This is a genomic window from Kitasatospora sp. NPDC048286, assembly GCF_043201735.1.
Lineage (GTDB): Bacteria > Actinomycetota > Actinomycetes > Streptomycetales > Streptomycetaceae > Kitasatospora.
In genome coordinates this window covers 57,590-79,884 of record NZ_JBICZE010000004.1, presented here as the reverse complement: position 1 = coordinate 79,884, position 22,295 = coordinate 57,590, and the positions used below count along the sequence as shown (strand labels likewise).

Annotated in this window: 20 protein-coding genes and 1 pseudogene; 11 read left to right on the top strand and 10 right to left on the bottom strand. The window is 73.3% G+C overall.

Going from position 1 to position 22,295, the window contains the following annotated elements:
* Nucleotides 1-96: 96 nt before the first annotated feature.
* Both ACGF13_RS10995 and ACGF13_RS10990 read right to left on the bottom strand, forming a co-directional pair.
* Entirely contained in the window at nt 97-894 is a 798-nt protein-coding gene (locus tag ACGF13_RS10995) for an inositol monophosphatase family protein (protein WP_392872745.1), read from the bottom strand.
* 214 nt (nt 895-1,108) lie between these two features.
* Nucleotides 1,109-1,678 (bottom strand): annotated as a pseudogene (locus ACGF13_RS10990) (type III PLP-dependent enzyme); the annotation flags it as partial.
* A 47-nt stretch (nt 1,679-1,725) separates the two neighbouring features.
* Here ACGF13_RS10990 and ACGF13_RS10985 point away from each other — a divergent pair.
* Nucleotides 1,726-2,127 carry a VOC family protein gene (locus ACGF13_RS10985; protein ID WP_392871857.1) on the top strand — a complete coding sequence of 134 codons (402 nt, stop codon included), beginning with the start codon at nt 1,726-1,728 and terminating at the stop codon, nt 2,125-2,127.
* On the opposite strand, the gene ACGF13_RS10980 is transcribed toward ACGF13_RS10985, so the two are convergent.
* Complete coding sequence (locus tag ACGF13_RS10980) at nt 2,088-2,450, bottom strand: DUF6191 domain-containing protein (protein ID WP_392871854.1); 363 nt, start codon at nt 2,448-2,450, stop codon at nt 2,088-2,090. The two genes, ACGF13_RS10985 and ACGF13_RS10980, sit on opposite strands and share 40 nt — an antisense overlap.
* A 201-nt stretch (nt 2,451-2,651) precedes the next feature.
* Between ACGF13_RS10980 and ACGF13_RS10975 the strand changes: the two genes are divergently transcribed.
* The 4 genes from ACGF13_RS10975 to ACGF13_RS10960 all read left to right on the top strand — a co-directional run bounded on the left by ACGF13_RS10975 (nt 2,652) and on the right by ACGF13_RS10960 (nt 9,211).
* Nucleotides 2,652-3,410 carry a dienelactone hydrolase family protein gene (locus tag ACGF13_RS10975; RefSeq protein WP_392871851.1) on the top strand — a complete coding sequence of 253 codons (759 nt, stop codon included), beginning with the start codon at nt 2,652-2,654 and terminating at the stop codon, nt 3,408-3,410.
* A gap of 352 nt (nt 3,411-3,762) precedes the next feature.
* Complete coding sequence (locus ACGF13_RS10970; RefSeq protein ID WP_392871848.1) at nt 3,763-5,769, top strand: serine/threonine-protein kinase; 2,007 nt, start codon at nt 3,763-3,765, stop codon at nt 5,767-5,769.
* Between the two features lie 507 nt (nt 5,770-6,276).
* The gene (locus ACGF13_RS10965; protein ID WP_392871845.1) at nt 6,277-7,914 is read left to right on the top strand and encodes a M4 family metallopeptidase; all 1,638 of its coding nucleotides are present in this window, start codon (nt 6,277-6,279) and stop codon (nt 7,912-7,914) included.
* A 361-nt stretch (nt 7,915-8,275) separates the two neighbouring features.
* Nucleotides 8,276-9,211 (top strand): CPBP family intramembrane glutamic endopeptidase, encoded by a 936-nt coding sequence (locus ACGF13_RS10960; RefSeq protein WP_392871842.1) that lies wholly within the window; start codon nt 8,276-8,278, stop codon nt 9,209-9,211.
* A 93-nt stretch (nt 9,212-9,304) separates the two neighbouring features.
* Here the strand turns inward: ACGF13_RS10960 and ACGF13_RS10955 are convergent, their stop codons facing one another.
* Both ACGF13_RS10955 and ACGF13_RS10950 read right to left on the bottom strand, forming a co-directional pair.
* Entirely contained in the window at nt 9,305-10,336 is a 1,032-nt protein-coding gene (locus ACGF13_RS10955) for an ABC transporter substrate-binding protein (protein ID WP_392871839.1), read from the bottom strand.
* Nucleotides 10,337-10,395: 59 nt separating this feature from the next.
* Nucleotides 10,396-11,184, bottom strand: coding sequence for a MerR family transcriptional regulator (locus ACGF13_RS10950; RefSeq protein WP_392871836.1), 789 nt, complete (start codon nt 11,182-11,184; stop codon nt 10,396-10,398).
* Between the two features lie 203 nt (nt 11,185-11,387).
* Between ACGF13_RS10950 and ACGF13_RS10945 the strand changes: the two genes are divergently transcribed.
* The 3 genes from ACGF13_RS10945 to ACGF13_RS10935 are packed head-to-tail and all read left to right on the top strand — an operon-like array spanning nt 11,388 to nt 14,868.
* A complete protein-coding gene (locus tag ACGF13_RS10945; protein WP_392871833.1) occupies nt 11,388-12,962 on the top strand; it encodes a flavin-containing monooxygenase in 1,575 nt (524 codons plus the stop codon).
* On the top strand, nt 12,959-13,966 hold the full coding sequence (locus ACGF13_RS10940; RefSeq protein WP_392871830.1) for an alpha/beta fold hydrolase: 1,008 nt from the start codon (nt 12,959-12,961) through the stop codon (nt 13,964-13,966). The genes ACGF13_RS10945 and ACGF13_RS10940 overlap by 4 nt, the downstream gene beginning before the upstream one ends.
* The gene (locus ACGF13_RS10935) at nt 13,963-14,868 is read left to right on the top strand and encodes an SDR family oxidoreductase (protein WP_392871827.1); all 906 of its coding nucleotides are present in this window, start codon (nt 13,963-13,965) and stop codon (nt 14,866-14,868) included. The genes ACGF13_RS10940 and ACGF13_RS10935 overlap by 4 nt, the downstream gene beginning before the upstream one ends.
* Before the next feature lie 100 nt (nt 14,869-14,968).
* Here the strand turns inward: ACGF13_RS10935 and ACGF13_RS10930 are convergent, their stop codons facing one another.
* Nucleotides 14,969-16,354: a PLP-dependent aminotransferase family protein gene (locus ACGF13_RS10930; protein WP_392871824.1), complete on the bottom strand. Its 1,386-nt coding sequence runs from the start codon at nt 16,352-16,354 to the stop codon at nt 14,969-14,971.
* 85 nt (nt 16,355-16,439) lie between these two features.
* Between ACGF13_RS10930 and ACGF13_RS10925 the strand changes: the two genes are divergently transcribed.
* Together ACGF13_RS10925 and ACGF13_RS10920 are read left to right on the top strand one after the other, a co-directional pair.
* Complete coding sequence (locus ACGF13_RS10925; protein ID WP_392871821.1) at nt 16,440-17,102, top strand: LysE family translocator; 663 nt, start codon at nt 16,440-16,442, stop codon at nt 17,100-17,102.
* 105 nt (nt 17,103-17,207) lie between these two features.
* Nucleotides 17,208-18,026 carry a hypothetical protein gene (locus tag ACGF13_RS10920; RefSeq protein ID WP_392871818.1) on the top strand — a complete coding sequence of 273 codons (819 nt, stop codon included), beginning with the start codon at nt 17,208-17,210 and terminating at the stop codon, nt 18,024-18,026.
* Between the two features lie 31 nt (nt 18,027-18,057).
* On the opposite strand, the gene ACGF13_RS10915 is transcribed toward ACGF13_RS10920, so the two are convergent.
* The 4 genes from ACGF13_RS10915 to ACGF13_RS10900 all read right to left on the bottom strand — a co-directional run bounded on the left by ACGF13_RS10915 (nt 18,058) and on the right by ACGF13_RS10900 (nt 21,189).
* Nucleotides 18,058-19,170 carry a serine hydrolase domain-containing protein gene (locus ACGF13_RS10915; protein ID WP_392871815.1) on the bottom strand — a complete coding sequence of 371 codons (1,113 nt, stop codon included), beginning with the start codon at nt 19,168-19,170 and terminating at the stop codon, nt 18,058-18,060.
* A gap of 25 nt (nt 19,171-19,195) precedes the next feature.
* Nucleotides 19,196-20,134 (bottom strand): DUF6895 family protein, encoded by a 939-nt coding sequence (locus ACGF13_RS10910; protein ID WP_392871812.1) that lies wholly within the window; start codon nt 20,132-20,134, stop codon nt 19,196-19,198.
* Complete coding sequence (locus ACGF13_RS10905; RefSeq protein ID WP_392871809.1) at nt 20,131-20,919, bottom strand: hypothetical protein; 789 nt, start codon at nt 20,917-20,919, stop codon at nt 20,131-20,133. Before ACGF13_RS10905 ends, ACGF13_RS10910 begins: the two co-directional genes overlap by 4 nt.
* 66 nt (nt 20,920-20,985) lie before the next feature.
* Nucleotides 20,986-21,189 (bottom strand): hypothetical protein, encoded by a 204-nt coding sequence (locus ACGF13_RS10900; RefSeq protein WP_392871806.1) that lies wholly within the window; start codon nt 21,187-21,189, stop codon nt 20,986-20,988.
* 155 nt (nt 21,190-21,344) lie between these two features.
* Between ACGF13_RS10900 and ACGF13_RS10895 the strand changes: the two genes are divergently transcribed.
* Nucleotides 21,345-22,118: an SDR family NAD(P)-dependent oxidoreductase gene (locus tag ACGF13_RS10895; protein ID WP_392871803.1), complete on the top strand. Its 774-nt coding sequence runs from the start codon at nt 21,345-21,347 to the stop codon at nt 22,116-22,118.
* Nucleotides 22,119-22,295: the final 177 nt, after the last annotated feature.

Genomic DNA, 22,295 nt, shown 5'->3' with positions numbered 1-22,295 from the left:
ACGCGGGTCCGGCGGTGCGGGGCCGGAACGGGGCGCGGCCGGAAGGGGTCCAGGTGGGCGTGGCCGGAACGGTTCCGGGCGGGCGCGGCCGCGGGGTCAGCCGTCCAGCAGGATCGAGCGGGTGAGTTCCCAGGTCTCGGGGTCGGCGGCGACCAGGAGGCCGTCCTCGCAGCCGGGGGCCTCCGGGCGGTACGGGGAGCCGTCCGGGCGGGCGGAGACACCGCCGGCCTCGGTGACCAGGAGGGAGCCGGGGGCGTGGTCCCAGGGGAGGGTGCGCCAGTAGAGGACGAAGTCGAATCGGCCCTCGACGACGTCCGGGTACTCGATCCCTGCGGCGTGCCGACCGGGGGAGATCTCGCCGAAGGCCGCGATGTTGTCCTGGAGCCGGCGGCGGTGCTCGGCGTCGAGGTAGCGGCTCTTCACCGAGCCGCGCAGCTTCGCGACGTCCTTCGGCGCCGGGGGGCGGGTCAGGCGCACACCGTCGCGCCAGGCGCCGGAGCCCAGTTCGGCGCGGTAGGCGGTGGCGGTGGCGGGCTGCCAGATCCAGGAGGCGACGGTCCGGCCGGAACGGACCAGGGAGCACATCACGGCGTACTCGGGTCTGCCGGCGACGAAGTTCGCGGTGCCGTCCACCGGGTCGACCAGCCAGACGGCGGGCTCGTCGTGCAGGGCCATGGCGAGCGACGGATCGGCGGCGACCGCCTCCTCGCCGACCACCGGCACGGGGAGCAGCTCGTGCAGGCGGCGGGCGATGATCGCCTCGGCCTCGCGGTCGGCGACCGTCACGATCTCGCCGGGGGCCTTCTCCATCACCTCGCCGGCGGTCAGCGCCCGGAAGCGCGGTTCCACCGCCTCGGCCGACGCCTCGGCGAGTATCTCCGCCACCTTGTCCATCAGCACGTTCGCGCTCCCTTCGCTGCCTACCACTCTCCCACGAGTGGCGGAAGGGGACGGCGGCGGTCCAGGTGGCGGGCGGGGTGGCGATCGGCGGCCGACGGACAACAGCTGACAGATCACAGCGGATGACCGACGGCTGACCGCTGACAGCTGACAGATTTCGAAATCTGTCAGCTGTCAGCCGTCAGCGGCCCTTTCGTCGGCTCCTCCGTCACTCCTCCACCGCGCCCGGCCCGTCGCCGTCCAGGTGGTGGAAGCCAGGGCGAGGGTGCATCAGGAACTCGTGGTGCGAGATGTTCCAGGCGTACGCGCCCGCCATCGCGAACAGCACGCGGTCGCCCGCCCGCAGCCCGTCGGCTCCCTCGGCGGCGCGGGCGAGGACGTCCTTCGGGGTGCAGAGCTGCCCGGCCAGGGTGGCACGGCCGGTGGTGACGGCCGGGCGCGGCCACGGGTGCGGCCAGGCGTCCACCGGGAGCACCGCGAAGGGCTGGGAATGCCCCCGGGTCGCGGGCGTGCGCAGGTGGTGGGTGCCGCCGCGGACCACCGCGAAGTCCTCGCCGTGGCTCGCCTTCACGTCCAGCACCTCGGTCGCGTACCAGCCGCAGTAGGCGGTCAGCGCCCGGCCCGGCTCGATCCGCAGCGTCAGCCCGGGGTGGGCGTCGAGCAGCTTGGCCAGGCCCTCGCCGAAGGCCGTCCAGTCGAAGCGGGCGGACGGGTCCGCGTAGTCCACGGCCATCCCGCCGCCGATGTTGACCTCCGTCAGCGGGAAGCCGTGCCGCTCGGCCACGGGCCCGTTCGCTGTCAGTGGCATCGGCTACGGTCACCCGCGTGATCGATTCCACGACGCGGGTACGGATCGCCCGCCCCTCGCGCGACCTCGCGGCGGCCGAGCGCTTCTACGTCGGCGGCCTCGGCCTCGACGTGCAGTGGCGCAGCACCGAGCGGGTGCCCGGCAAGCACGACCTGCTGATGGTCGGTCCGTCCGGCGGCAGCTGGCACTTCGAGCTGACCCACGACCCGGAACGGCCGCTGGAGCCCACCCCGACGGTGGAGGACCTGTTCGTCGTCTACCTCGGCGCCCCGGTGGACGAGGCCCTGGTCGCCCGACTGGAGGAGGCCGGTGGCACCCGCGTCGAGTCCCACAACCCGTACTGGGAGGAGTACGGCGTGACGATGGCCGACCCGGACGGCTACCGGTTGGTGCTCTGCTCCCGCACCTGGGAGTCCTGAGCCCCCTTCTCCCCAGGGGTCCGCCCGCCGGCGCCGTCGGGCAGCACCGCCACGCCCCGGTCCAGGTCCACGCCGAAGTGCGGCGGCGCTCCGGCCTGCGCGTCGTCCCGCAGCACGAGTCGCTCGTGCTTCTGCTCGATCTGCACCTGCTTGCCCGGGCTGAACAGCGCGTGCAACTCCTCCAGCCCGCCGACACCCAGCCCCGTCCCCGGCCCGCGCTGACGCGGCCGTGACGAGGCCTCGTCCTGGACCTGCCACGCCGCCAGCAGGACCAGCCCCAGCACCGCCGCGACCACCGCCGTCACACCCACGATCCACCCCATGCCCGCTCAACGCCCCCGCGGGGCCCCGGCGTTCCCCGGGCACGTCGTGGCCGTGCATCGTGGTTGCGCCGGGGCGCGAGGCCACGCTGCGTGTGGGGGCCGCGCCGTGAGGGCGAGGCCGCGCTGTGGCGAAAAGCGCATGGGCGGGCCACGGGCCCACCGGATACGCTGCCGGACGAACCGGAAGGAGCGCCCCTCACCATGCCCGTGCGCGGAACCCTCGTGGACATCCCGACGGCGGACGGCACCGCCGACGCCTACCTCACCCACCCCGACGACGGTCGGGCCCACCCCGGCGTCATCCTCTACATGGACGCCTTCGGGCTCCGGCCGCACCTGGAGGCCATGGCCGACCGGCTGGCCGACGCCGGGTACACCGTGCTCGTCCCCAACGCCTACTACCGCAACGGCCGCTCGCCGGTCGTCGAACTGCCGGAACTCATAGACCTGGACCAGGCCGACGAACTCTTCGGCCGGCTCGTCCCGTTGCTCGACACGCTCACCCCGGAGGCGACCGCCCGCGACGCGGACGCGTACCTGCGCTGGCTCGCCGAGTCCCCGCTGGTCCAGGACGGCCCGGTCGGCCTGACCGGCTACTGCCGCGGCGCCCTGCTGGCGCTGCGCACGGCCGCCAGCCACCCGGACCGGATCGCCGTCGCGGCCGGGTTCCATGGCGGCAGCCTCGCCACCGACCTCCCGGACAGCCCGCACCTGGGCGCCGACCGGATCACCGCCGAGCTGTACTTCGGCCACGCGGACGACGACCCCGCGCTGCCGCCCGAGCAGATCGACCGGCTCGCCGAGGCCCTCACCGCCGCCGGCGTCCGCTACCGGGCCGAGGTCTACGCCGGCGCCCCGCACGGCTACACCCAGGCCGACACCACCCGCTACGACGCGGTGGCCGCCGAACGGCACTGGGAGGCGCTGCTCGGCCTGCTGAAGCGGGTCCTGCCGGCCTGAGGCCGGCTCCCGACCCGGCCGACCCGTCGGCCGGACACCGACCCGGCCGGGTAGGTGTCCGGCCGGGTCGGTGTCCCGCTGGGGAGACACCCGGCCGGATACGCGTCCGGCCGGTCTGTACCGGGCGGCACTGCCGCGGGCGGCGCTGTCACCCACGGCAACCGGACGAGCCGCTCGACCGGGCCGGGGCGGCCGTGACCGCGCACCGGCACCAGCGGCGGGCCGTCCTCGCCGACTGACAACCGATGCTCAATTCCTGTTCGAACCTGCACGACTGAGCCCTCGACACCCTCTGGCACACTGTGTGCCGACGACCCGCGGGGGCGGGGTCATGACACGGGGGAGCAGGAGTATGAGCGGCGCGGGCACCGTGCTCGGTGGGCGGTACGAGCTGGTCGAGAAGATCGGCGGCGGCGCGATGGGATCGGTCTGGAAGGCCGAGGACACCGTGCTGGCGCGGCGGGTCGCGGTCAAGATCCTGCGCTCGGAACTGCTGGAGGACGAGACCTCGGCCCAGCGCTTCCGCCGTGAGGCCCAGCTGGTCGCCGCGGTCGACCACCCCGGCGTGGTGGGCGTCCACGACTACGGCGAGAGCGGCGGGGACGGCGAGGAGCGCTGCGCCTACATCGTCATGGAGCTGATCGACGGCCGTCCGCTGGACCGGGTGCTCAAGGACACCGGCCCGATGGGCGTCGAGCGCGTCCTCGACCTGGTGGCCGGCGCGCTGGACGCGCTGCACGCCGCGCACCGGCGGGAGATCGTGCACCGGGACATCAAGCCGTCCAACCTGATGGTGCGCGCCGACGGACGGGTCGCCGTCACCGACTTCGGCATCGCCCGGGCGCTCGCCAGTACCAAGCTCACCGCCCCGTTCGCGATCATCGGCACCGCGCTCTACATGTCCCCGGAGCAGGCCGAGGGCGCGGACCTCGGGCCGGCCACCGACCTCTACTCGATCGGTGTCGTCTGCTACGAACTGTTGGTCGGCCGGCCGCCGTACTCCGGTGACGGGCCGCTCCAGATCGCGCTGAAGCACGTCAACCAGCCGGTGCCGCAACTGCCGGACACCTTCCCGGTGTCGGTGCGGGCACTGGTCGCCAGAGCGCTCGCCAAGAAGCCCGAGGAGCGGTACGCGGACGCCGCCGCGATGGCGTCGGCGGCCCGTGCGGCCCGGGCGGCACTCTCGGGGGAGGTCGGCGCCGCAGGCGCGCAGGCGCCCGGGAAGGCCGGCGCGGCCGACAGCGGGACCGTCCCGCTGCGGCCCGGTGCGGGCGAGGGGGCTGCGGGCGGTGCCCGTGCGGCGGATCGACCCAAGGACCGGGCAGCGGAGCCGACCGGGGGCGGTGCCGCGGTGGACCTGGCGAAGGGCGGCACCCCGGCGCCGGACGAGGTCGCGAAGGTGGGGCCGCAGGCGCCCACCGAACCCGGCCGACGGCGCTCGCGGCGCACCCTGCTGGTGCCCGTCGTCATCCCCGTCGTCATTTCGATGGGCACGGCGACCGTCCTGCTGATCGACCGCGGCGCCGGCGGCTCCGATGCCGTCCTGCCGCCAGGCGCGCAGCCGACCGTGGTGGTCACCGCCCCCGCGAACCCGGGCGGCGCCACGCCGGCGACCGCGCCCGCGACCACGACCGCGCCCGCCGCCCCGGCACCGACCGACACCCCGGCGGCCACCCCGGGGCCCGACCAGCCGGTGCCCGGCGTCGCCCAGGGCCAGCCGCAGCTCCCGGCCGCCCAGGTCCCGGCCGCCGGTCAGGGTGGCAGCGGCGGCCCGGGTGGCTCCGGCGGCAACCGGGCCGGCGGTGCGGGGACGGCCGCGGGCGGGGCGTCGGCCGGTCAGGCGAACCAGCCCGGCGGCGGCAACCCGGCCAATCCGCCCGCCAACCAGAACCCGCAGCCCCCGGCCCAGACCACCGGTGGCGGCGCCACCGGCGCCCCGCAGAGCCCGAGCCGGCCCGCCTCCTGCGGCGGCAACAGCTGGAGCACCATCGTCAGCGTGAAGGACGGCCGCGCGATCGGCATGCGCGACGACAACCTGAACGGCGACAACCCGATCGTGGTCGGAGGTCACGCGCAGTACGGCTGGGTGCGTTCGACCAACCCCGGCTCGTGGATCCTCTTCAACGCCTGCAACAACGGCGGCCCGCTGATGGTCCAGACGATGGACGGGAAGGTCGTCCTGAACAGCGGGTTCAGCTTCCTCACCAACTGGACGGTCCGCACGGGGAGTTCGGCCGGCTCGTACACGCTCGGCGACTACCAGAACCAGAGCTGCATGACCAACAACGGCCCCGGCAGCGCGGTCACCATGGTCGCCTGCACCCCTGGAAACACCGCCCAGGAGTGGCGGCTCCAGTAGCACTGGCCCAGGCCGACGCGCGTTGTTAGCAGGAACCCCTCAGGCGGGCAAGGGGGTTCGGGTGGCGGAAGCTCGCCACCCGTGCGTCAAGGGACCGTATGGAGTCTTCTACACACTTGTAAAAGTCGATCGACTGCAGGTCGCCCCGGCCGGTCCGACCCGTGCTCGGCGGGTGAGCGCCCGTAGGTGCAGGCGGTCGGCCCGCGCGCGGGCCGAGACCCGCGGCGGGATGTGGTGAATCGCCCCGTTATGCCCGTCGATTGGACGCCCTTTACCCAATGGCGGGACCTGGCCAATCGCTGAGCCAGACCTGTCAATTCATCTGCTGGATTGTCATGCTTCTGGTCATCCCCCAGCGGTAGCCCCACCCCCACCCCTCGGTGGCGAGCCGCTCGACTGCACGGGGCTCCCGCACGTCAGTGCCCGTCCCGCCCCACAGGTGCCGACCCGGCCCCCCGGGACGCGGTGCGACCGCGCCCAGACGCGGTTTCCCGGAAGGACTCGTACGTGAAGCGTAAGCTCGCGGCCGTCGCCGTACTCTCGGCCACGGCCCTGTTGACCGGTGTGATCCAGGTGAGCACCGCCGCCCAGGCCGCTCCCACCCCCTCGCTGCAGGCCCAGGCCGCCCAGCAGCACGCGACCGTGCTCAAGCTGGCGGCCGGTCAGGCCGGCCCGCTGGCCAAGGCGCTCAAGCTCGGCGACAAGGAGCAACTGGTCGCCAAGGACGCCGTGCTGGACAAGGACGGCACCCGCCACCTGCGCTTCGAGCGCACCTACGCCGGCCTGCCGGTGATCGGCGGCGACCTCGTCGTGCACCAGAAGGCCGACGGCTCGGTGAAGTCGGTCGACAAGGCGGTCGCGGCACGGATCGCGCTGCCGAACCTGACCCCGAAGCTCTCCGCCGACCAGGCCGTCACGCAGGTCACCGCGGCGGTCAGGGCCACCGTCGGGGTGACCATCGACGCCGACGAGTCGCCGCTCACCGAGGTCCACCAGGCCGGCCGGGCCGAGCTGGTGGTCTGGGCCACCGACGGCAACCCCCGCCTGGCGTACCGCACCACCGTCGAGGGCCTGCGCGCCGACGGCACCCCGAGTCGTCAGATCCTGGTCACCGATGCCACCGACGGCCGCACCCTCGCCAGCCACGAGACCGTCCAGACCGCGGCCGGCACCGGCAACGGCGTCTTCGTCGGCCAGGTCCCGCTGACCACCGCCCAGAGCGGCTCGGAGTACCAGCTGAAGGACGACAGCCGTGGCGGCCAGTCCACCAGCGACCTCAACAACGGCACCGACGGAACCGGCTCGCTGTTCGCCAACACCAGCAACAGCTTCGGCGACGGAACCGTCAACAACCGCGAATCCGCCGCCGTGGACGCCCAGTTCGGCGCCGCCACCACCTGGGACTTCTACAAGAGCACCTTCGGCCGCAGCGGCATCCGCAACGACGGCGTCGGCGCCCTGAGCCGGGTGCACTACGGCTCCAACTACGTCAACGCCTTCTGGGACGACAGCTGCTTCTGCATGTCGTACGGCGACGGCAGCAACGACACCGCACCGCTCACCGAGATCGACGTGGCCGGACACGAGATGAGCCACGGCGTCACCGCGGCCACCGCCAACCTCAACTACGCGGGCGAGTCCGGCGGCCTCAACGAGGCCACCTCGGACATCATGGGCACGATGGTCGAGTGGTACGCCAACCTGCCCTCCAACCCGCCGAACTACTGGATCGGCGAGCTGATCAACCTGCGCGGCGACGGCAGCCCGCTGCGCTACATGGACCAGCCGAGCAAGGACGGCGGCTCGGCGGACTACTGGGACGCGAACGTCGGCAACCTGGACGTGCACTACTCGTCCGGGGTGGCGAACCACTTCTTCTACCTGCTGTCCGAGGGCAGCGGCGCGAAGACGATCAACGGGTTCAGCTACAACAGCCCGACGTACGACAACTCCACGCTCGCGGGCATCGGTCGGGACAAGGCCGCGCAGATCTGGTACCGGGCGCTGACCACGTACTTCACCTCCACCACCGACTACGCGGGTGCCCGTGCGGGCACCCTCAGCGCGGCGGCCGACCTGTACGGCTCGGGCAGTGCGGAGTACAACGCGGTCGCCGCCACGTGGACGGCGGTCAACGTCAACTGATCCGGACCGAGGTCAAGGCCCGGGCCTGAACCGATCAGGCCCGGCCCGGGACAGTGTCGAGGCCCCGCCGGGCCGTGGGTGCCGGCCGGCGGGGGAGTACGGCGGGGGCGACGGTGAGCGGACCACCGTCGCTTCCGCTGTGTGACGCCTGACGATACGTCAATTTTCCTTCTCGTGCAGCTTTCGTGGTGACTCGCGGCACGACAGGTGGCGGGCGCCGGAGCGCGGGGCGCGAAGTAGCACCTCTAACGGGCTCCCGTACACCCAGAAAACTCGACCATCGCGGTGGTAGTGGACAACTACCTGGGGTGGCAGTGCACTCGGTTCCGGTAGTGGGTCCAGGGTCCGTAGCGTCCCCGACATGACGCTACTGACGCGAACCCCGACGAGCGCCGTCCGGCGGCGCGGTCTGCTGGTCTACCTGGTGCTCGCCTACGCCGGGATGTGGGCGGCGATGGCGCCGCTGCTCGCCGACGGGTACCGGCGGGCCGACGCCCGGGAGGAGACCGGCGCCCTGGAGCAACTCTGCATCGGGGCCGCCATGCTGGCCCCGGCACTGGCGGCGCTGCTCGCGGTCCGCTTCGTCGAGCGCGGCGGCGGAGTGCGGGAGGCGCTCGCGCTGCGCCTGCCCCGGCCGCGGTGGCGCGCGGTCCGGGCCTGCCTGCTGCCGCTCGGGGTGCTCAGCGGGCTGACGGCCGCGGCGCTGGTGCTCGGCGCCCTGGCGGGCAGCTACCCCTTCGCCGGTTTCGGCTCGCTGGACCCGGGGCGGGTCGGAGCGTGGGCGGTCCGGGGGTTGATCGGGATGGTGCTGTCGCTGCCGCTGTTCTTCGGTGAGGAGATCGGCTGGCAGGGCTTCCTCTTCCCCCGGCTGCTGCTACGCGGTGACGGTAGTGGTGGCGGAGGCGGAGGCGGCGGCGGTACGGGGGCGCTGGTGCGGGCGTACCTGCTCACCGGGACGGCCTTCGCGCTCTGGCACCTGCCGACGCTGCTGATGGGTGGCCAGTACCCGGGACGGCCCTGGTACCTGGCGGTGCCCGCGCTGACGGTGAGCTGTGTGCTCGTCGTGCCGGTCTTCACCTGGCTGAGGCTGCGCTCGGGGTCGGTCGTCCCGGCGGTGGTGGCACACGCCTTCGCGAGCAGCATGAGCGTGTCGATGGTCCAGGAGTTCGCGGACCCCGGCGCCGAGCTGGACCCGCTCACCATGTCGTTGGCGGGCTGGCCCGGCTGGATCGTCCTCGGCGGGTTCGTGGCCTTCCTCGCGTGCACCGGGAGGCTGGCGCCGGCGGGCGGTCGGTGACGGATGACGGAGTTCAGCTGACAGATGATGAAAGCTGTCAGCTGTCATCTGTCGGCTGACATCTGAAATCCGTCGCCCGGCACCCGGCGCCCGTCACCCGACCGTCGGCACCAGATCCTTGCGGATCTCGTCCAGGATCAGCCCGGCCCCGGTGTAGCCGATGCCGAGCATCCACAAACTGTCGTCCACCCGGAACACCCGCCCGCTCCTCACGGCGTCCAGGTTCTTCCAGAGTGCCCCTCCGGTGATCTTCCCCTGGTCGGACTTGGCCTCGTCCCCGTACGCGGAGTAGAAGATGACGTCCGCCGCGGCCTGGTCCACCTGCTCGGGGCTGATCTCCAGCGAGAAGCCGGTCTTGTCCTGGTTGGCGGGCCGGCCGAGCCCGAGGTCCTTGAACAGGGAGCCGGTGAAGGTGTCGTTCAGGTAGAGCCTGGTCGGCGCGCCCGCCAGGAAGCGGGCCATCTCGACCCGGGTGGCCGCCGCCCTGGCCGGCCCGCCGAGCGCGGTGACCAGGTCCCGGAGCTTCACCCGGTACGCCGCGTCCGCCGCGTCGGCCTCGGCCGTCCGGCCCAGTGCCTGGGCGTGCAGCCGGACGTTCTCCTTCCAGGTCGGCCCGGTGGTCCGGGTGAGCACCGTCGGCGCGATCTTCGACAGTTCGTCGTACCGCTTGTCGTCGCGGACCTGGTTGCTCAGGATGAGGTCCGGCCGCAGTGCGGCGATCGTCTCCAGGCTGGGCTGGCCGATGGCCCCGACGGGCTTCGTACCGGCCAGCCGCTCGGCCGGCAGGTAGGCGGGGAAGGCGGCACCCGCCGCGACGGTGGTGGCGCCGACCGGGTCGAGCCCGAGGGTGACCACCGAGTCCAGCGCGTCGCTGTCCAGGGCCACCACCCGGCTCGCCCGCGCCGGTACGGTGCTCTCGCCGCGCGCGTGCCGGACCGTCCGGGTCCCGCCAGTGCCGCCAGTGTCGCCGGCCCCGCCAGTGCCGCCGGTCCCGTCCGTGCCGGAAGATCCGGACGAGCCGGAGCTCGAGGCCGTGGAGCCGGCCCCGCACGCGGCGAGCACGAGCCCGGGGGCGATCCCGGCGGCGAGGCCGAGAGCGGCGCGGCGGCTGAGCGGTCGGGGCATCGGCGGCACCTCCAACGTACGGGCGGGGCGCCGGAATCCCTGCCCGGACAGTGGCCCGGTTACGCCTCGGAGCCGTTCTCCCGTCGCTGGCGCAGGAGTTCGGCGTACTCGACGTGGACCCGCCGGTCCATCGCGAGGGTGAACTGGGCGTCCGCGACGGTCCGTGCCAGCGGCCGGACCCGCAGGATGCGCTCGGTGAGCCTGGCCGCCTCGCCGCGCGGCAGCGGGGTGTCGGTGGCGAGCGCGCTGAGCAGGTGTTCGGTGACCACCTCGATGAAGATCTCGGCGATGGCGTCCACGTGCTCCCGGGTGCGGCGGCTCGCCTCCAGTACCGCCGAGAGCGGCACCCCCTCCGCCACCAACTCGGTGGTGGCGTCCATCAGCCGGCGGCTGACGTGGGTGATGCCGTCCTCCTCGACGGTGATGTAGCCCTGGGCGATCGACTCGGCGGTGTTCTCCTCGGTGAGCTGGTCGCCGAAGGCCGCCTTCAGCTCCTCCCAGTCCAGCCGCACCGGCGTCTCGTCGGACCACGGTGCGACGATCGCCGCCTCCAGCCCGATCAGCCCGGCGACGTCCCGCCCGCTCTCCCCGGCGCCGATCAGCTCGGCGATGCCGCCCAGGGTGTGGCCGCGTTCGAGCAGTTCGCCGATCATCCGCAGCCGGGCCAGGTGCTCCTCGCCGTACCAGGCGATGCGGCCCTCCTTGCGGGGCGGCTGAAGCAGTTTGCGCTCGCGGTAGAAGCGCAGGGTGCGGGTGGTGATGCCGGCGGCCTCGGCCAGTTCCTCCACCCGGTACTCGCGTTTTCTGTCGCCCGCAGCAGCTCTGACCTTGTCCACGGCGATCAGCATAGGACCGTCGGCTCGGAAGGATCCCCGAACCGGAGCCGTCGTGCTTCTTCCATCCGGTGTCAGCAAGGACTACCCTGCCAATCATGCCAGTGATTACTGGCGCGATTGGCAGGGTCCCGGGAGGCGAGCCCCCGGGAGGTTCCGGGGCCGCAGACCCCCGGGAGAGCGCGACGATCACCGTCCCACCCTCAGGAGGTTGCCGCATGGCATCCAGCAGCAAGCGCCCCAGCTCCGGCGCGTCCGCAGCGACCGACACCACCGCTGCGCAGGAGTCCGTCCCGCACGTCCGGGTGGCGGTGATCGGCTCCGGCTTCGGCGGCCTCGGCGCCGCGGTCCGACTGCGCCGCGCCGGGATCACCGACTTCGTGGTCCTGGAGCGCGCGGACTCCGTCGGCGGCACCTGGCGCGACAACAGCTACCCCGGCTGCGCCTGCGACGTGCCCTCGCACCTCTACTCCTTCTCCTTCGCGCCCAACCCCGACTGGCCGCGCAGCTTCTCCGGCCAGCCGGACATCCGCGCCTACCTGGAGAAGGTCGCCACCGTCTTCGGCCTCCGACCCCACCTCCGCTTCAACACCGAAGTGCTGGAAGCCCGCTGGGAGAGCGAGCGGACCCACTGGCGGATCACCACCTCGGCCGGCCAGTGGACCGCCGACGCCATCGTCTCCGCCGCCGGACCGCTCGCCGACCCGCAGATCCCCGACCTGCCCGGGCTCAGCGGCTTCCCCGGCAAGGTGTTCCACTCCTCCCGCTGGGACCACGACTTCGATCTCACCGGCAAGCGCGTCGCGATGGTCGGCACCGGCGCCTCCGCCGCCCAGATCATCCCGTCGATCCAGCCCAAGGTCGGCAAGCTGACGGTCTTCCAGCGCACACCGGCCTGGGTGCTGCCGCGCCGCGACCGCGAGATCACCCAGCTGGAGAGGTGGCTGCACGGCCGCCTGCCGGTCACCACCAAAATCCGCCGCGGCACACTCTTCGCGCTCCGCGAGATCCAGGTGGACGCCTTCGTGCGCCGCCCCGGACTGCTGCGCCTGGTCCAGCGGCTCGCCGAACGCCACATCGCCCAGGGTGTCCCCGACCCGGCGCTGCGCGCCAAGCTGACCCCGGACTACCGGATCGGCTGCAAGCGCATCCTGCTCAGCAACACCTACTACCCGGCGCTCGCGGCGGCCAACACCGAGGTCGTCTCCTCCGGCCTGCGCGAACTGCGCGGCTCCACCCTCGTCGCGGCCGACGGCAGCGAGCACGAGGTGGACGCCATCGTCTTCGGCACCGGCTTCCACGTCACCGACATGCCCATCGGCGCCCGGGTGTTCGGTGCCAACGGCACCAGCCTGGCGGAGGAGTGGAAGGACGGCATGGAGGCGCTGCGCGGCTCGACCGTGAACGGCTTCCCGAACCTCTTCTTCGTCATCGGGCCCAACACCGGCCTCGGCAACAGCTCGATGATCCTGATGATCGAGTCCCAACTGAACTACATGATCGACGCGTTGACCACGCTCGGCTCGATCGGAGCCGCCGCGATGCAGCCCACCGCGCGCGCCCAGCGGCAGTGGAACCTCGAACTCCAGCACCGGATGGACCGCACCGTGTGGACCACCGGCGGCTGCCTCAGCTGGTACCTCGACCCGAGCGGCAAGAACACCGTGCTCTGGCCCGGATCCACCACCTCGTTCCGCCGGGCCACCCGCAAGGTCGACCTCGGTGAGTACGAACTGATCATGCGCGCCGCGCCGACCGCCGCCCGCACCGCCGGCCAGGAGGTCCCCGCGTGAGTGGCGTCCACCTCCCCGAGGGGTACGAACCACCGGTTCCGGCGGAGGAGTTGAGCATCCGGTCGGCGGACGGCATCCGGCTGCACGCCGAGGTGCACGGCCGGCCCGGCGCGCCCACCGTGGTGCTCGCGCACGGCTGGACCTGCTCGACCGCCTTCTGGGCCCCGGTGATCCGCCGACTGGCCGACCGCTACCGGGTGGTGGCCTACGACCAGCGCGGCCACGGGCACAGCGAGATCCCGCCGAGCCGGGCCCGCTACTCGACCCGGGCACTGGCCGAGGACCTCTCCGCCGTGCTCGTGCGGACCGTTCCGGCGGGCGAGCGGGCCGTGCTGGCCGGACACAGCATGGGCGGGATGACCATCATGGCCGCCGGTGGCCGACCCGACGTCGCCGAGCGCACCGCCGCGGCCGTCCTGATCTCCACCGGTCCCGGCGACCTGGTGGCCGAACTCACCGTCCTGCCACCGGCCGTACGCTCCCCGGGACTGCGGCGCCTCCTGCACCGGCAGCTGCTGCGCTCCCGGATGCCGCTCGGGCCGGTCTCGCCGCTCAGCCGGGTGGCGCTCAAGTACGCGACCATGGGGCCCGGTTCGCCCGCCGGCCAGGTCGAGGCGACGGCCCGGATCGTGCACGCCTGCCCGACCGCCGTCCGCGCCAACTGGGCCGCGGTGCTGGACCGGCTGGACATCCACACCGGGCTCGCCCGGCTCGCCGCGCCCACGGCGGTGGTGGTCGGCACCGCCGACCGTCTGACCCCGCCGGTGCACGCCCACCGGATCGTCGCCGAACTCCAGGACCCACAGGGGCTGTTGCTGCTCCCCGGGGTCGGCCACATGTCGCCGCTGGAGCGCCCGGACGAGGTCGCCGCCGAGATCCACCGGATGGCCTCGGCGTACCTGGCCGCCGCTCCCGCCGCCGCTTCCGTCGCTGGTGCCGTCGCTGGTGCCGAGCCCGTCGGCACCGTTCCCGACTCCGTCGCCGAGAGGACCTCCGTCGCATGAACGCCATCCCGCCGCTGTCCACGCAGGTCGTCGTCGTCACCGGGGCCGCGCGCGGCGTCGGCGCGTCGCTGGCCCGCAAGCTCGCCCGGCGCGGGGCCAAGGTGGCCCTGCTCGGGCTGGAGCCGGAGGAGCTGAAGGACGTCGCCGAGCGGTGCGGCCCGTCCGCCACCAGCTGGGAGGTGGACGTCACCGACCTCGAGGCGCTGGAGGACACCGCCCGCCGGATCAAGGAGCACTACGGGCGGATCGACACCGTCGTCGCCAACGCCGGGATCGCCATCGGTGGGCCGCTCGCCGACAGCGACCACAAGGCGTTCAGCCGGGTCATCGAGGTGAACCTGCTCGGCAGCGTGGCCACCGCGCGGGCCTTCCTGCCGGCGCTCGCCGAGAGCCGCGGGTACCTGCTCCAGATCGCCTCGCTCGCCGCGCTGACCCCCGCGCCGCTGATGAGCGCCTACTGCGCCAGCAAGTCCGGGGTGGAGGCCTTCGCCCACTCGATCCGTGCCGAGGTGGCGTACCAGGGGATCAAGGTCGGTGTCGGGTACCTGAGTTGGACCGACACCGACATGGTCCGCGGGGCCGACCAGGACGCCGTGCTGAGGCAGATGCGATCCCGGCTGCCGTGGCCGGCGAACAAGACGTACCCGCTGGAACCCGCGGTGGAGCGGATCGTCGCCGGGATCGCCCGCCGGTCCGCCCACGTCTACGCGCAGGCCTGGCTGCGCGGGATGCAGTCGGTCCGCTGGCTGCTGCCGACCATGATCGCGGTGGTCGGCTCCCGGGACGTGGCCCGGCTCGCTCCCCAGCTCGCCGCCACCGCCGCGAGCCGCCTGCGCGCCGTCGGTGCCGGAGGCGCGGCGGACACGGAGGCCCGGGGGAGCCGCAGCAGGTCGGGCGGCTGACGGCTGGCTGCGAACAGATGACAGCAGACAGATGACAGCGAACGGATGACAGCAGACGGATGACAGCTGACAGATTTCGAAATCTGTCAGCTGTCATCTGTCATCCGTCTCCCCTAGCTCGTTCGCCGCGCCCCGCCGCGATCCCCGCCAGCGTCTCCAGCGCCCGCGCCAGCACCGGCAACGGCGGTGAGGCGAGTCCGACCCGGACGGCGGAGGGCGAGCGCCGGGGATCGACGGCGAAGGCCGCCGCCGGTGTGACCGACACCCCGGCCCGCGCCGCCTCCGCGACGAAGGCCTCCGCCCGCAGGCCCGGCGGCAGTTCCCACCACAGGTAGTACGAGCCCGGGTCGGACCGCAGCCGCTGCCCCGTCAGCATCTCGCGCGCCAGCAGCTGCCGGGCCGTCGCGTCGGCCCGCTTCGCTGCCTCCACCGAGGCCAGCGTGCCGTCCCCGATCCAGCGCACGGCCGCCTCCAGCGCGAAGCCGCTCGGTGCCCACCCGCCCGAGCGCAGCGCCCCCGCCACCCGCTCGCGCAGCGCCGCGGGAACGACCGCGAACCCGGTGGTCAGTCCCGGGGCGAGCCGCTTGGAGAGGCTGTCCACGAGCACCGTGCGCTCCGGCGCGAGCGCGGCCAGCGGCGCCGACCCCGGCCGGAGGAAGGACCAGACGGCGTCCTCGACCACCGGTAGGTCGAGCCGCCGCAACACGGCCACGAGCGCCACTGCCCGTTCCCGCGGCAGGCTCACGCCGAGCGGGTTCTGCAGGCGCGGCTGGACGTACACCGCGCGCAGCGGACCGGTGGTCCGATGGGCGGCCGCGACGGCGTCCGGCAGCAGCCCGTGCTCGTCCACGGCCAGCGGCACCAGCACGATGCCCAGCCGTTCCGCCACCGCCTTGACCACCGGGTACGTCAGTTCCTCCACGCCCAGCCGCTGCCCGGGCGGCACCAGGGCGGACAGCGCCCCGGCGATGGCCTGCCGCCCGTTGCCGGCGAACAGCAGGTCCGCCGCGTCGACGTGCCAGGAGCCGCAGGAGCCACAGGAATCGCAGGAATCGCAGGCGTCGACCGAGAGCAGTCCCGCGAACGCCCGCCGGGCCGCGCCCGTTCCCGCCGCGCCGACCGGCCGCAGCGCCTCGCCCAGCGCGTCCGGCCGCAGCAGCGGCGCCAGTCCGGCCGTCAGCAGCTCGTTCTGCCCGGGGACGGAGGGGTAGTTGAGCTCCAGGTCCACGGGGGTGGCGGACGGCTCCGCGAGCGCGACCCGGGCGCCGTCCGGTGCGCGCCCGGCCCGGACGAAGGTGCCGCGACCGACCTCCCCGACGGTCAGTCCGCGCCGGGCCAGCTCCCGGTAGACGCGCCCGGCCGTCGAGTCGGCGATGCCCCGGCTGCGGGCGAACGCGCGCTGGGTCGGCAGCTGTTGGCCGGGCCGCAGCCGCCCGTCCGCGATCTCGGCGGCGATCCGGTCGGCGAGCAGGCGGTAGTCGTCCATCGGGGTCGGCCCTCCAGCGGCTCGCATTGCACCGAGTGCAAAGTCATCATTGCATCGAGCCGATTGCCCGGCCTAGCCTCCTCGCATGGACGCGTTGACAACCGCCGTGGACGGCCGGGCCGTGCTCGGGATCGCCGCCGTTGCCCTGGGCATGGTGCTGTCGCCCGGGCCCAACATGATCTACCTGGTGTCGCGTTCGATCGCGCAGGGCCGCCGTGCCGGGCTGATCTCGCTGCTCGGGGTCGGGGCCGGTTTCCTGGTCTACCTGGTCGCTGTGACGGCTGGGGTGGCCGCGGTGTTCTCGGTGGTGCCCGTCCTCTACACCGCGATCAAGCTGGCCGGTGCCGGATACCTGCTCTGGCTGGCCTGGAAGGCGGTCAAGCCGGGCGGCACGGCGGTCTTCGCCCCGCAGCAGCTGTCGCCGGACCCGCCGCGCCGGCTGTTCGCGATGGGCTTCCTGACCTGCCTGCTCAACCCCAAGATCGCCATCATGTACATCTCGCTGCTGCCCCAGTTCGTGGCCCCGGAGCGCGGTCACGTCGCCGTGCAGAGCCTGCTGTTGGGCCTGACCCAGATCGCGATCGCGATCACCGTCAACGGCCTGATCGCGGTGAGCGCGGGCAGCATCGCGGCTTTCCTCAACCGTCGCCCCGGCTGGCTGCGGATCCAGCGCTACGCGATGGGCACCGTCCTCGCCGGCCTCGCCGTGAACATCGCCGCCGACCGGGCCAAGGCCGTCGCCGTCTGAGCCGGAACCGTCCCCTCCCGGGCCGTAGTCGTCCCCGGCCGTGGTCGTCCCGGGCGTAGGTCGTCGCCGGGCAGGCGGCGGCCGTCCGGGCGCTACGCTGCGCGCGTGATCAACGATGCGAACGTACGTCTCGCCGAGCTTCTCGACCGTCGCGCGGACGGGCACGAGCCGGCGCCCGAGGCGGTGCTGGCCGCGCTGTTCGAGGGCGGGGTGTTCGTCCCCGTCACCGACACCGGATCGGTCATGTTCCTTCCCGACCCCGAGCAACCGCCCACGCTGCTCGGGTTCACCGACGCGGCGCTCGGCATGCGGCTGCTGGCGGAGGCCGCGGGGATGGTGCACTGCGACGCGGCTCGGCTGCGGGACATCCTGGAGAAGACCGGCGTCGCCGTGCTCGGGGTCCGCTCCGGGCACGGGCAGGCGATCTTTGCCGAGCAGGTGCTGCGGGACTGGGCGGCGTACGGCCCCGGGGCGGAGATGAGGCTCGCGTGGTCCACCGACCCGGTGGCGGTCGCCCTGCGCGACGCGTTGGTACGGCGGATCCGCGAGTTCCCCGCCGTCCGCTCGGTGTGGGTCGCGCAGAGCCGGTTCCAGGCCACCGGTGAGGAACACCTGGTGCTGCACGTCGCCGTGGACGAGGATCTGCCCTCGGCCTCCGCCGACCGCCTGGTGCGGGTCCTGCTCGACGAGGAGGTGAAGCTGACCCCGACGCGCCCGGACGTCGGGATGATCGCCCTGAACACCACCACCCACGCCGACGCCATCGCCCGACTGGACCGCCAGGGTCTGGACACGGTGCGCCATGACGCCGAGTCGGGCCGGGTCGAGGTGATCTCCCGCGAGTACGACGACCCGTCGGCGGTCCCGGCGAACGGTGTCGCGCCCCGGCCCCGGGCCAAGCGCCGTTGGTTCGGCCGCTCCTGACAGGGTGCGGGCGGGACCGGCACCGGCGCCCTCAGGCCCGGCTGGCGGCCCGCAGTACCTCGTACCCGGCCTGGACGAACCGGCCGTCCAGTGCCGGGGCGGTGTTGGCCACCGCGGCGACGGCCGCCTGGCCGTCGGGTGAGAACCCCACGAAGGCGGTGAAGCCCCGGGTGCCGCCGCTGTGGAAGTAGAGGTCCCGGTCGCCCGAGCGGCGGTGCATCCACACCAGGCCGATCCGGTCGGTCGAGTGCGGCAGTCGCAACCGCAGCCGCTGGACGTCCCGCAGTGCGGCCCGCAGTCCGCCGTCCGGGTCCGTCGCGGGTCCGGAGCCCGGGCCCGTGGTCGGTCCGCCGCCCGGGTTCCTCACCAGTCCGCGGGCCGGGCCCGTCGCAGGTCCGCCGTCCAGGTGGGCCCGGAGGTAGCGCAGCAGGTCGGCCCCGTCGGCCCGGACGGCGCCGGCTCCCGGTAGTCCGGGGATGTACCAGGGTGGGAGGGCCCGCCCGCGCCGGTAGCCGGTCGCCCGGCCCGGCAGGTCCGGGGCGCAGGTCGTGGACCGCAGGCCCAGGGGGCGGCAGACCCGTTCGGCGAGCAGTTCCCCGTACGGCAGTCCGCCCGTCTCGGCGAGTACCCGTCCGAGCAGCCCGACACCGTAGTTGGAGTACCCGTACCGGCTGCCGGGCGTGCCCCGTACGGTGGTTCGGGACAGACTGTCCCTCAACTGCTCGTCGCCGTACGTCTCGTACGGGTTGCTGAACCAGGCCGGAACGGCCTTCGCGAGCAGTCCCGGGGGGAGGCCGGGCAGGCCCGAGGTGTGGGTGGCCAGGTGCAGGAGTCGGATGGGTTCGGTCGACCGGACCTTCGCCGCGCGCCAGCGGTGCGGCAGCCGGGCCTCGACCGGGTCGTCCAGGGCGAGTTCGCCGCGTGCGGCCATCTCCGCGAGCAGCAGTGCGGTGAACGTCTTGCTGACGGAGCCGAGTTCGAAGACGGTGTCGGGCGTGCAGGGCGCGGCGGCCGGGCCCCTCCCGACCCGTCCGAAGCAGCGCACGTCGGCCTGGTCCCGGACGGCCAGGGCGACCGTCACGGCGGTGGCGTGGGGCCGGGCCGCCCGGACCGCCGCCGTGACCGCGGCGTCCACGCCGCTCACGTCGAACCCCGATGCCTGGACCCGTTCAAGGGCCCACCGGTGTGCCGCCGAGCGCCCGGGAGAGCGTGACGGTGGCGGCCACCACCCCGACCACCGCGGTGTGGCAGTGCTGGCGGAAGTCCTCCTCCGGGTCGTCGTTGTCGGGTGCGGAGCCCTCGCACCTGATCATCCCGTTCGCCTCCTGGGCCGCGGCCAGCGCCTCCCAGCCGGTCCGGCCGGTGACGGGCTCGCCGATGCACGAGTCCACGATGAGCAGTTCGCCGGCCAGGTCCCACTGTTCGATCTCCAGCCAGATGTCGAGCCAGACCGGCAGCCAGTCGCGCAGGTAGTCGCGCATCGGCTCGGGCAGGCACTCGGGCCGGGCGCCCCAGTCGGTGAGGTGGAAGACGGTGTGGGTGACCTGGTAGGCGATCACCCAGGCGATGGTCCAGGGCTCGGCGAGGGCGCCGAGCCAGGTGTTCCGGGCCAGCCTGGGCCAGTCCGGCTGGGGTTCGAGGCCCGCGATCCGCCGGGCGTTGGCGAGGGCGAGGTGGCGGCTGCCCTGGATCTCGACGGCGTGCACGGCCCGGAGCCGGCCGATCGAGGTGAGCAGTTCCTCCATGGCGGCGTGGCGGTATCCGGACCGGGCGAAGTGGCCGTACGTCTCCAGCGGGTCGACGAGGGTGACGTGACGCAGCTGCCGTTCGAGCAGCAGGTCTCCCTCGCCCAGCTGGGACCACGCGGCTTCGAGCAATTCCTTTGCGAGGTTGGCGTCGTGAGGGCCGGTGACGCCGTCGCGCAGGACCAGGGAGGACGCCAGAGCGGCCTCGCAGAGCGGCTTGTAGACGTCTTCCGGGTCGGCCAGGTCGACGATGGTGCTCTCCTCCAGCCGGCTGTAGCCGCGCTGGTAGCCGTCGTGCAACCAGGCCAGTGACCGGGAGCCGAGCTGTTGGGCGGTGGCGAGCACCTCGGTGTCGGTCGTCATCTCGTCGCTCCGTTCGAACCAGTGGAGCCAGTCGGGCCGTCGGAGCCGTCGGAGCCGTCGGAGCCGTCAGGGTCGCCAGGGCCGCTCAGTCCGTTCAACAGGCGCTGGGCGATGGCGAGTTCGAGCGCCGACCGGGCGGTTCCGTCGCCGGAGAAGCGGATCCGGTCCAGGACGGGTTCGAGTTCCAGTCGGAGCGGCCGGCCGTCGGCCCGCGCCCAGGCGAGCCACCGGGCGAGCCGGACGGCGGTGGTGGGGTCGCGCCGGAGCATGCAGCGGACGGTGCCGCGGGCGAGGTCCAGGGTGTGGGTGCGGGCGGCGTCGTGGATCGGGCCGTCCAGTGTCGGCAGTGCCAGCGAGGACAGTTGGGCCATCCGCTTCGACCACGCCTGCCAGCCGACGGTCTCCGGGCCGGACAGTGGTGCGGGCGGTGTCACGTCCGCCCCGTACGGTGCGCGGGCGAGCAGCCGGCCGGCCGCCCAGTCCTGCCACCCGATCACCAGCGCGGCCTCCGCGGAGGAGGGGGCGGGCGCGGGGAAGGCCACGCGTGCCTCGGACAGCAGGGCGGCGGCGGTGCCGTCGGGTTCCGCGCCGGTGAGCAGCTGCGGCGCGAACAGGTCCGCGCCGAGCACCCGTACCGCGGCCAGCAGGGGGCGGGGTACCAGGCTGTCGGGGTCCGCGAGTGCGGCCGTGCCCCCGCCGTCCCGGAGGACGGCGAGGGTCCGGTCCGCCACCCGCTCGACCGCCGCGGCGAACTCGTCACGGAGAGGGGTCTCGGCGGTTGGCATGGTGATCGGGTCCCCCTTCAGGAGGGAGTGGTCACGGGCGGGTGGCCCGACGGGGGAGAAGCCGTCCTACCGGGTCGGCTTCTCCTTCGGGCCCTTCGGGGAGAGGAGCAGGAGCGCGGCCAGCAGCACCGCGCCGGCGGCCTCGGGCAGATACGTGGGCGCGTCGGACACGACGGCCTCGTCCTCCACCATCAGGCTCGCGAGTGTCTCGGCCTCCAGCGCCGCGCTGTGTGACGTCGAAGCCGTTTCGGTCCGGAACTGAGTAAGCATCAGATCTGCCTCCTCAACTGGATTTCACCGCCCGGTCGGACGATGCCCCCGTACGACAGTACGAGCACCTCCGGGGACCTGCATCCGGAGGTCACCGAGCAGGTGGGATCGCCCTGGGTGTGTGCTCGGGTGCGGCGAGTCGGTACGGTCGGGGCATGACCACAGCCTTGATCACCGGCGCTACCGCCGGCATCGGAGCCGCCTTCGCCCGCCGGCTCGCCCGCAGCGGCTACCGGCTCGTCCTGGTGGCCCGGGACACCGAGCGCCTGGAGCACGCAGCCGCCGACCTGCACGGCAGGTACGGCATCGAGACGGAGGTGCTGACCGCCGACCTCGCGACCGACGAGGGCATCGGCGCCGTGGAGGCCCGGCTCGCCGACTCCGCCCGCCCGGTGGACCTCCTGGTCAACAATGCGGGCTTCGGCAACAAGGGCGCCTTCGGGACGGTCCCGCTCCAGGACGAGCTGGCCATGCTGAAGGTGCACATCGAGGCGATCCTGCGGCTGACCACGGCCGCCCTGCCCGGCATGCGGGAGCGCGGCCGCGGAGCGATCGTCAACGTCGCCTCGGTGGCGGCGTTCCTGCCGCGCGGCACCTACGGCGCCAGCAAGGCCTGGGTGGTGAGTTTCACTCAGGGTGTGATGCGCGACCTCGGCGGTACGGGTGTGCGGATGATGGCGCTGTGCCCGGGCTTCACCCGGACCGAGTTCCACCAGCGGGCCGGTATGGGAACGGGCAACATCCCGTCCTGGTCCTGGCTCTCGGCCGAGCGGGTGGTGGACGAGGCGATGCGCGACCTGGCGCGCGGCCGGTCCGTGTCGGTGCCGGGCAAGCGGTACAAGATGGCCGTGGCCATCGCCCGGGTGCTGCCCTCCGGGAAGCTCGGTGGGCTCTCCTCGAAGGCGGCGCGCACCTACCGGACGAACTGACGATCGGGGCGGTCGGGCGCGGTCGGGCGCGGTCGGCGCGGGTCGGCGAGGCCCTCCCAGGGGGCGGGAGCGAGCACTGGGGGTCGATGGCCGAGGGTCGATGGCCGAGGGGTGAGGGGCGAGGAATAGAGTCGCCCTCACTATTAGCTTGTCTAACTATGAGCTATCCTCGCTATG

What these genes read in the sequence shown, in the direction of transcription:
- ACGF13_RS10995 (WP_392872745.1), bottom strand. Translation starts at nt 894, where the DNA reads ATGGACAAGGTGGCGGAGATACTCGCCGAGGCGTCGGCCGAGGCGGTG.
- ACGF13_RS10980 (WP_392871854.1), bottom strand. Translation starts at nt 2,450, where the DNA reads ATGGGGTGGATCGTGGGTGTGACGGCGGTGGTCGCGGCGGTGCTGGGG.
- ACGF13_RS10975 (WP_392871851.1), top strand. Translation starts at nt 2,652, where the DNA reads ATGCCCGTGCGCGGAACCCTCGTGGACATCCCGACGGCGGACGGCACC.
- ACGF13_RS10970 (WP_392871848.1), top strand. Translation starts at nt 3,763, where the DNA reads ATGAGCGGCGCGGGCACCGTGCTCGGTGGGCGGTACGAGCTGGTCGAG.
- ACGF13_RS10960 (WP_392871842.1), top strand. Translation starts at nt 8,276, where the DNA reads ATGACGCTACTGACGCGAACCCCGACGAGCGCCGTCCGGCGGCGCGGT.
- ACGF13_RS10955 (WP_392871839.1), bottom strand. Translation starts at nt 10,336, where the DNA reads ATGCCCCGACCGCTCAGCCGCCGCGCCGCTCTCGGCCTCGCCGCCGGG.
- ACGF13_RS10950 (WP_392871836.1), bottom strand. Translation starts at nt 11,184, where the DNA reads ATGCTGATCGCCGTGGACAAGGTCAGAGCTGCTGCGGGCGACAGAAAA.
- ACGF13_RS10945 (WP_392871833.1), top strand. Translation starts at nt 11,388, where the DNA reads ATGGCATCCAGCAGCAAGCGCCCCAGCTCCGGCGCGTCCGCAGCGACC.
- ACGF13_RS10935 (WP_392871827.1), top strand. Translation starts at nt 13,963, where the DNA reads ATGAACGCCATCCCGCCGCTGTCCACGCAGGTCGTCGTCGTCACCGGG.
- ACGF13_RS10930 (WP_392871824.1), bottom strand. Translation starts at nt 16,354, where the DNA reads ATGGACGACTACCGCCTGCTCGCCGACCGGATCGCCGCCGAGATCGCG.
- ACGF13_RS10925 (WP_392871821.1), top strand. Translation starts at nt 16,440, where the DNA reads ATGGACGCGTTGACAACCGCCGTGGACGGCCGGGCCGTGCTCGGGATC.
- ACGF13_RS10910 (WP_392871812.1), bottom strand. Translation starts at nt 20,134, where the DNA reads ATGACGACCGACACCGAGGTGCTCGCCACCGCCCAACAGCTCGGCTCC.
- ACGF13_RS10905 (WP_392871809.1), bottom strand. Translation starts at nt 20,919, where the DNA reads ATGCCAACCGCCGAGACCCCTCTCCGTGACGAGTTCGCCGCGGCGGTC.
- ACGF13_RS10900 (WP_392871806.1), bottom strand. Translation starts at nt 21,189, where the DNA reads ATGCTTACTCAGTTCCGGACCGAAACGGCTTCGACGTCACACAGCGCG.
- ACGF13_RS10895 (WP_392871803.1), top strand. Translation starts at nt 21,345, where the DNA reads ATGACCACAGCCTTGATCACCGGCGCTACCGCCGGCATCGGAGCCGCC.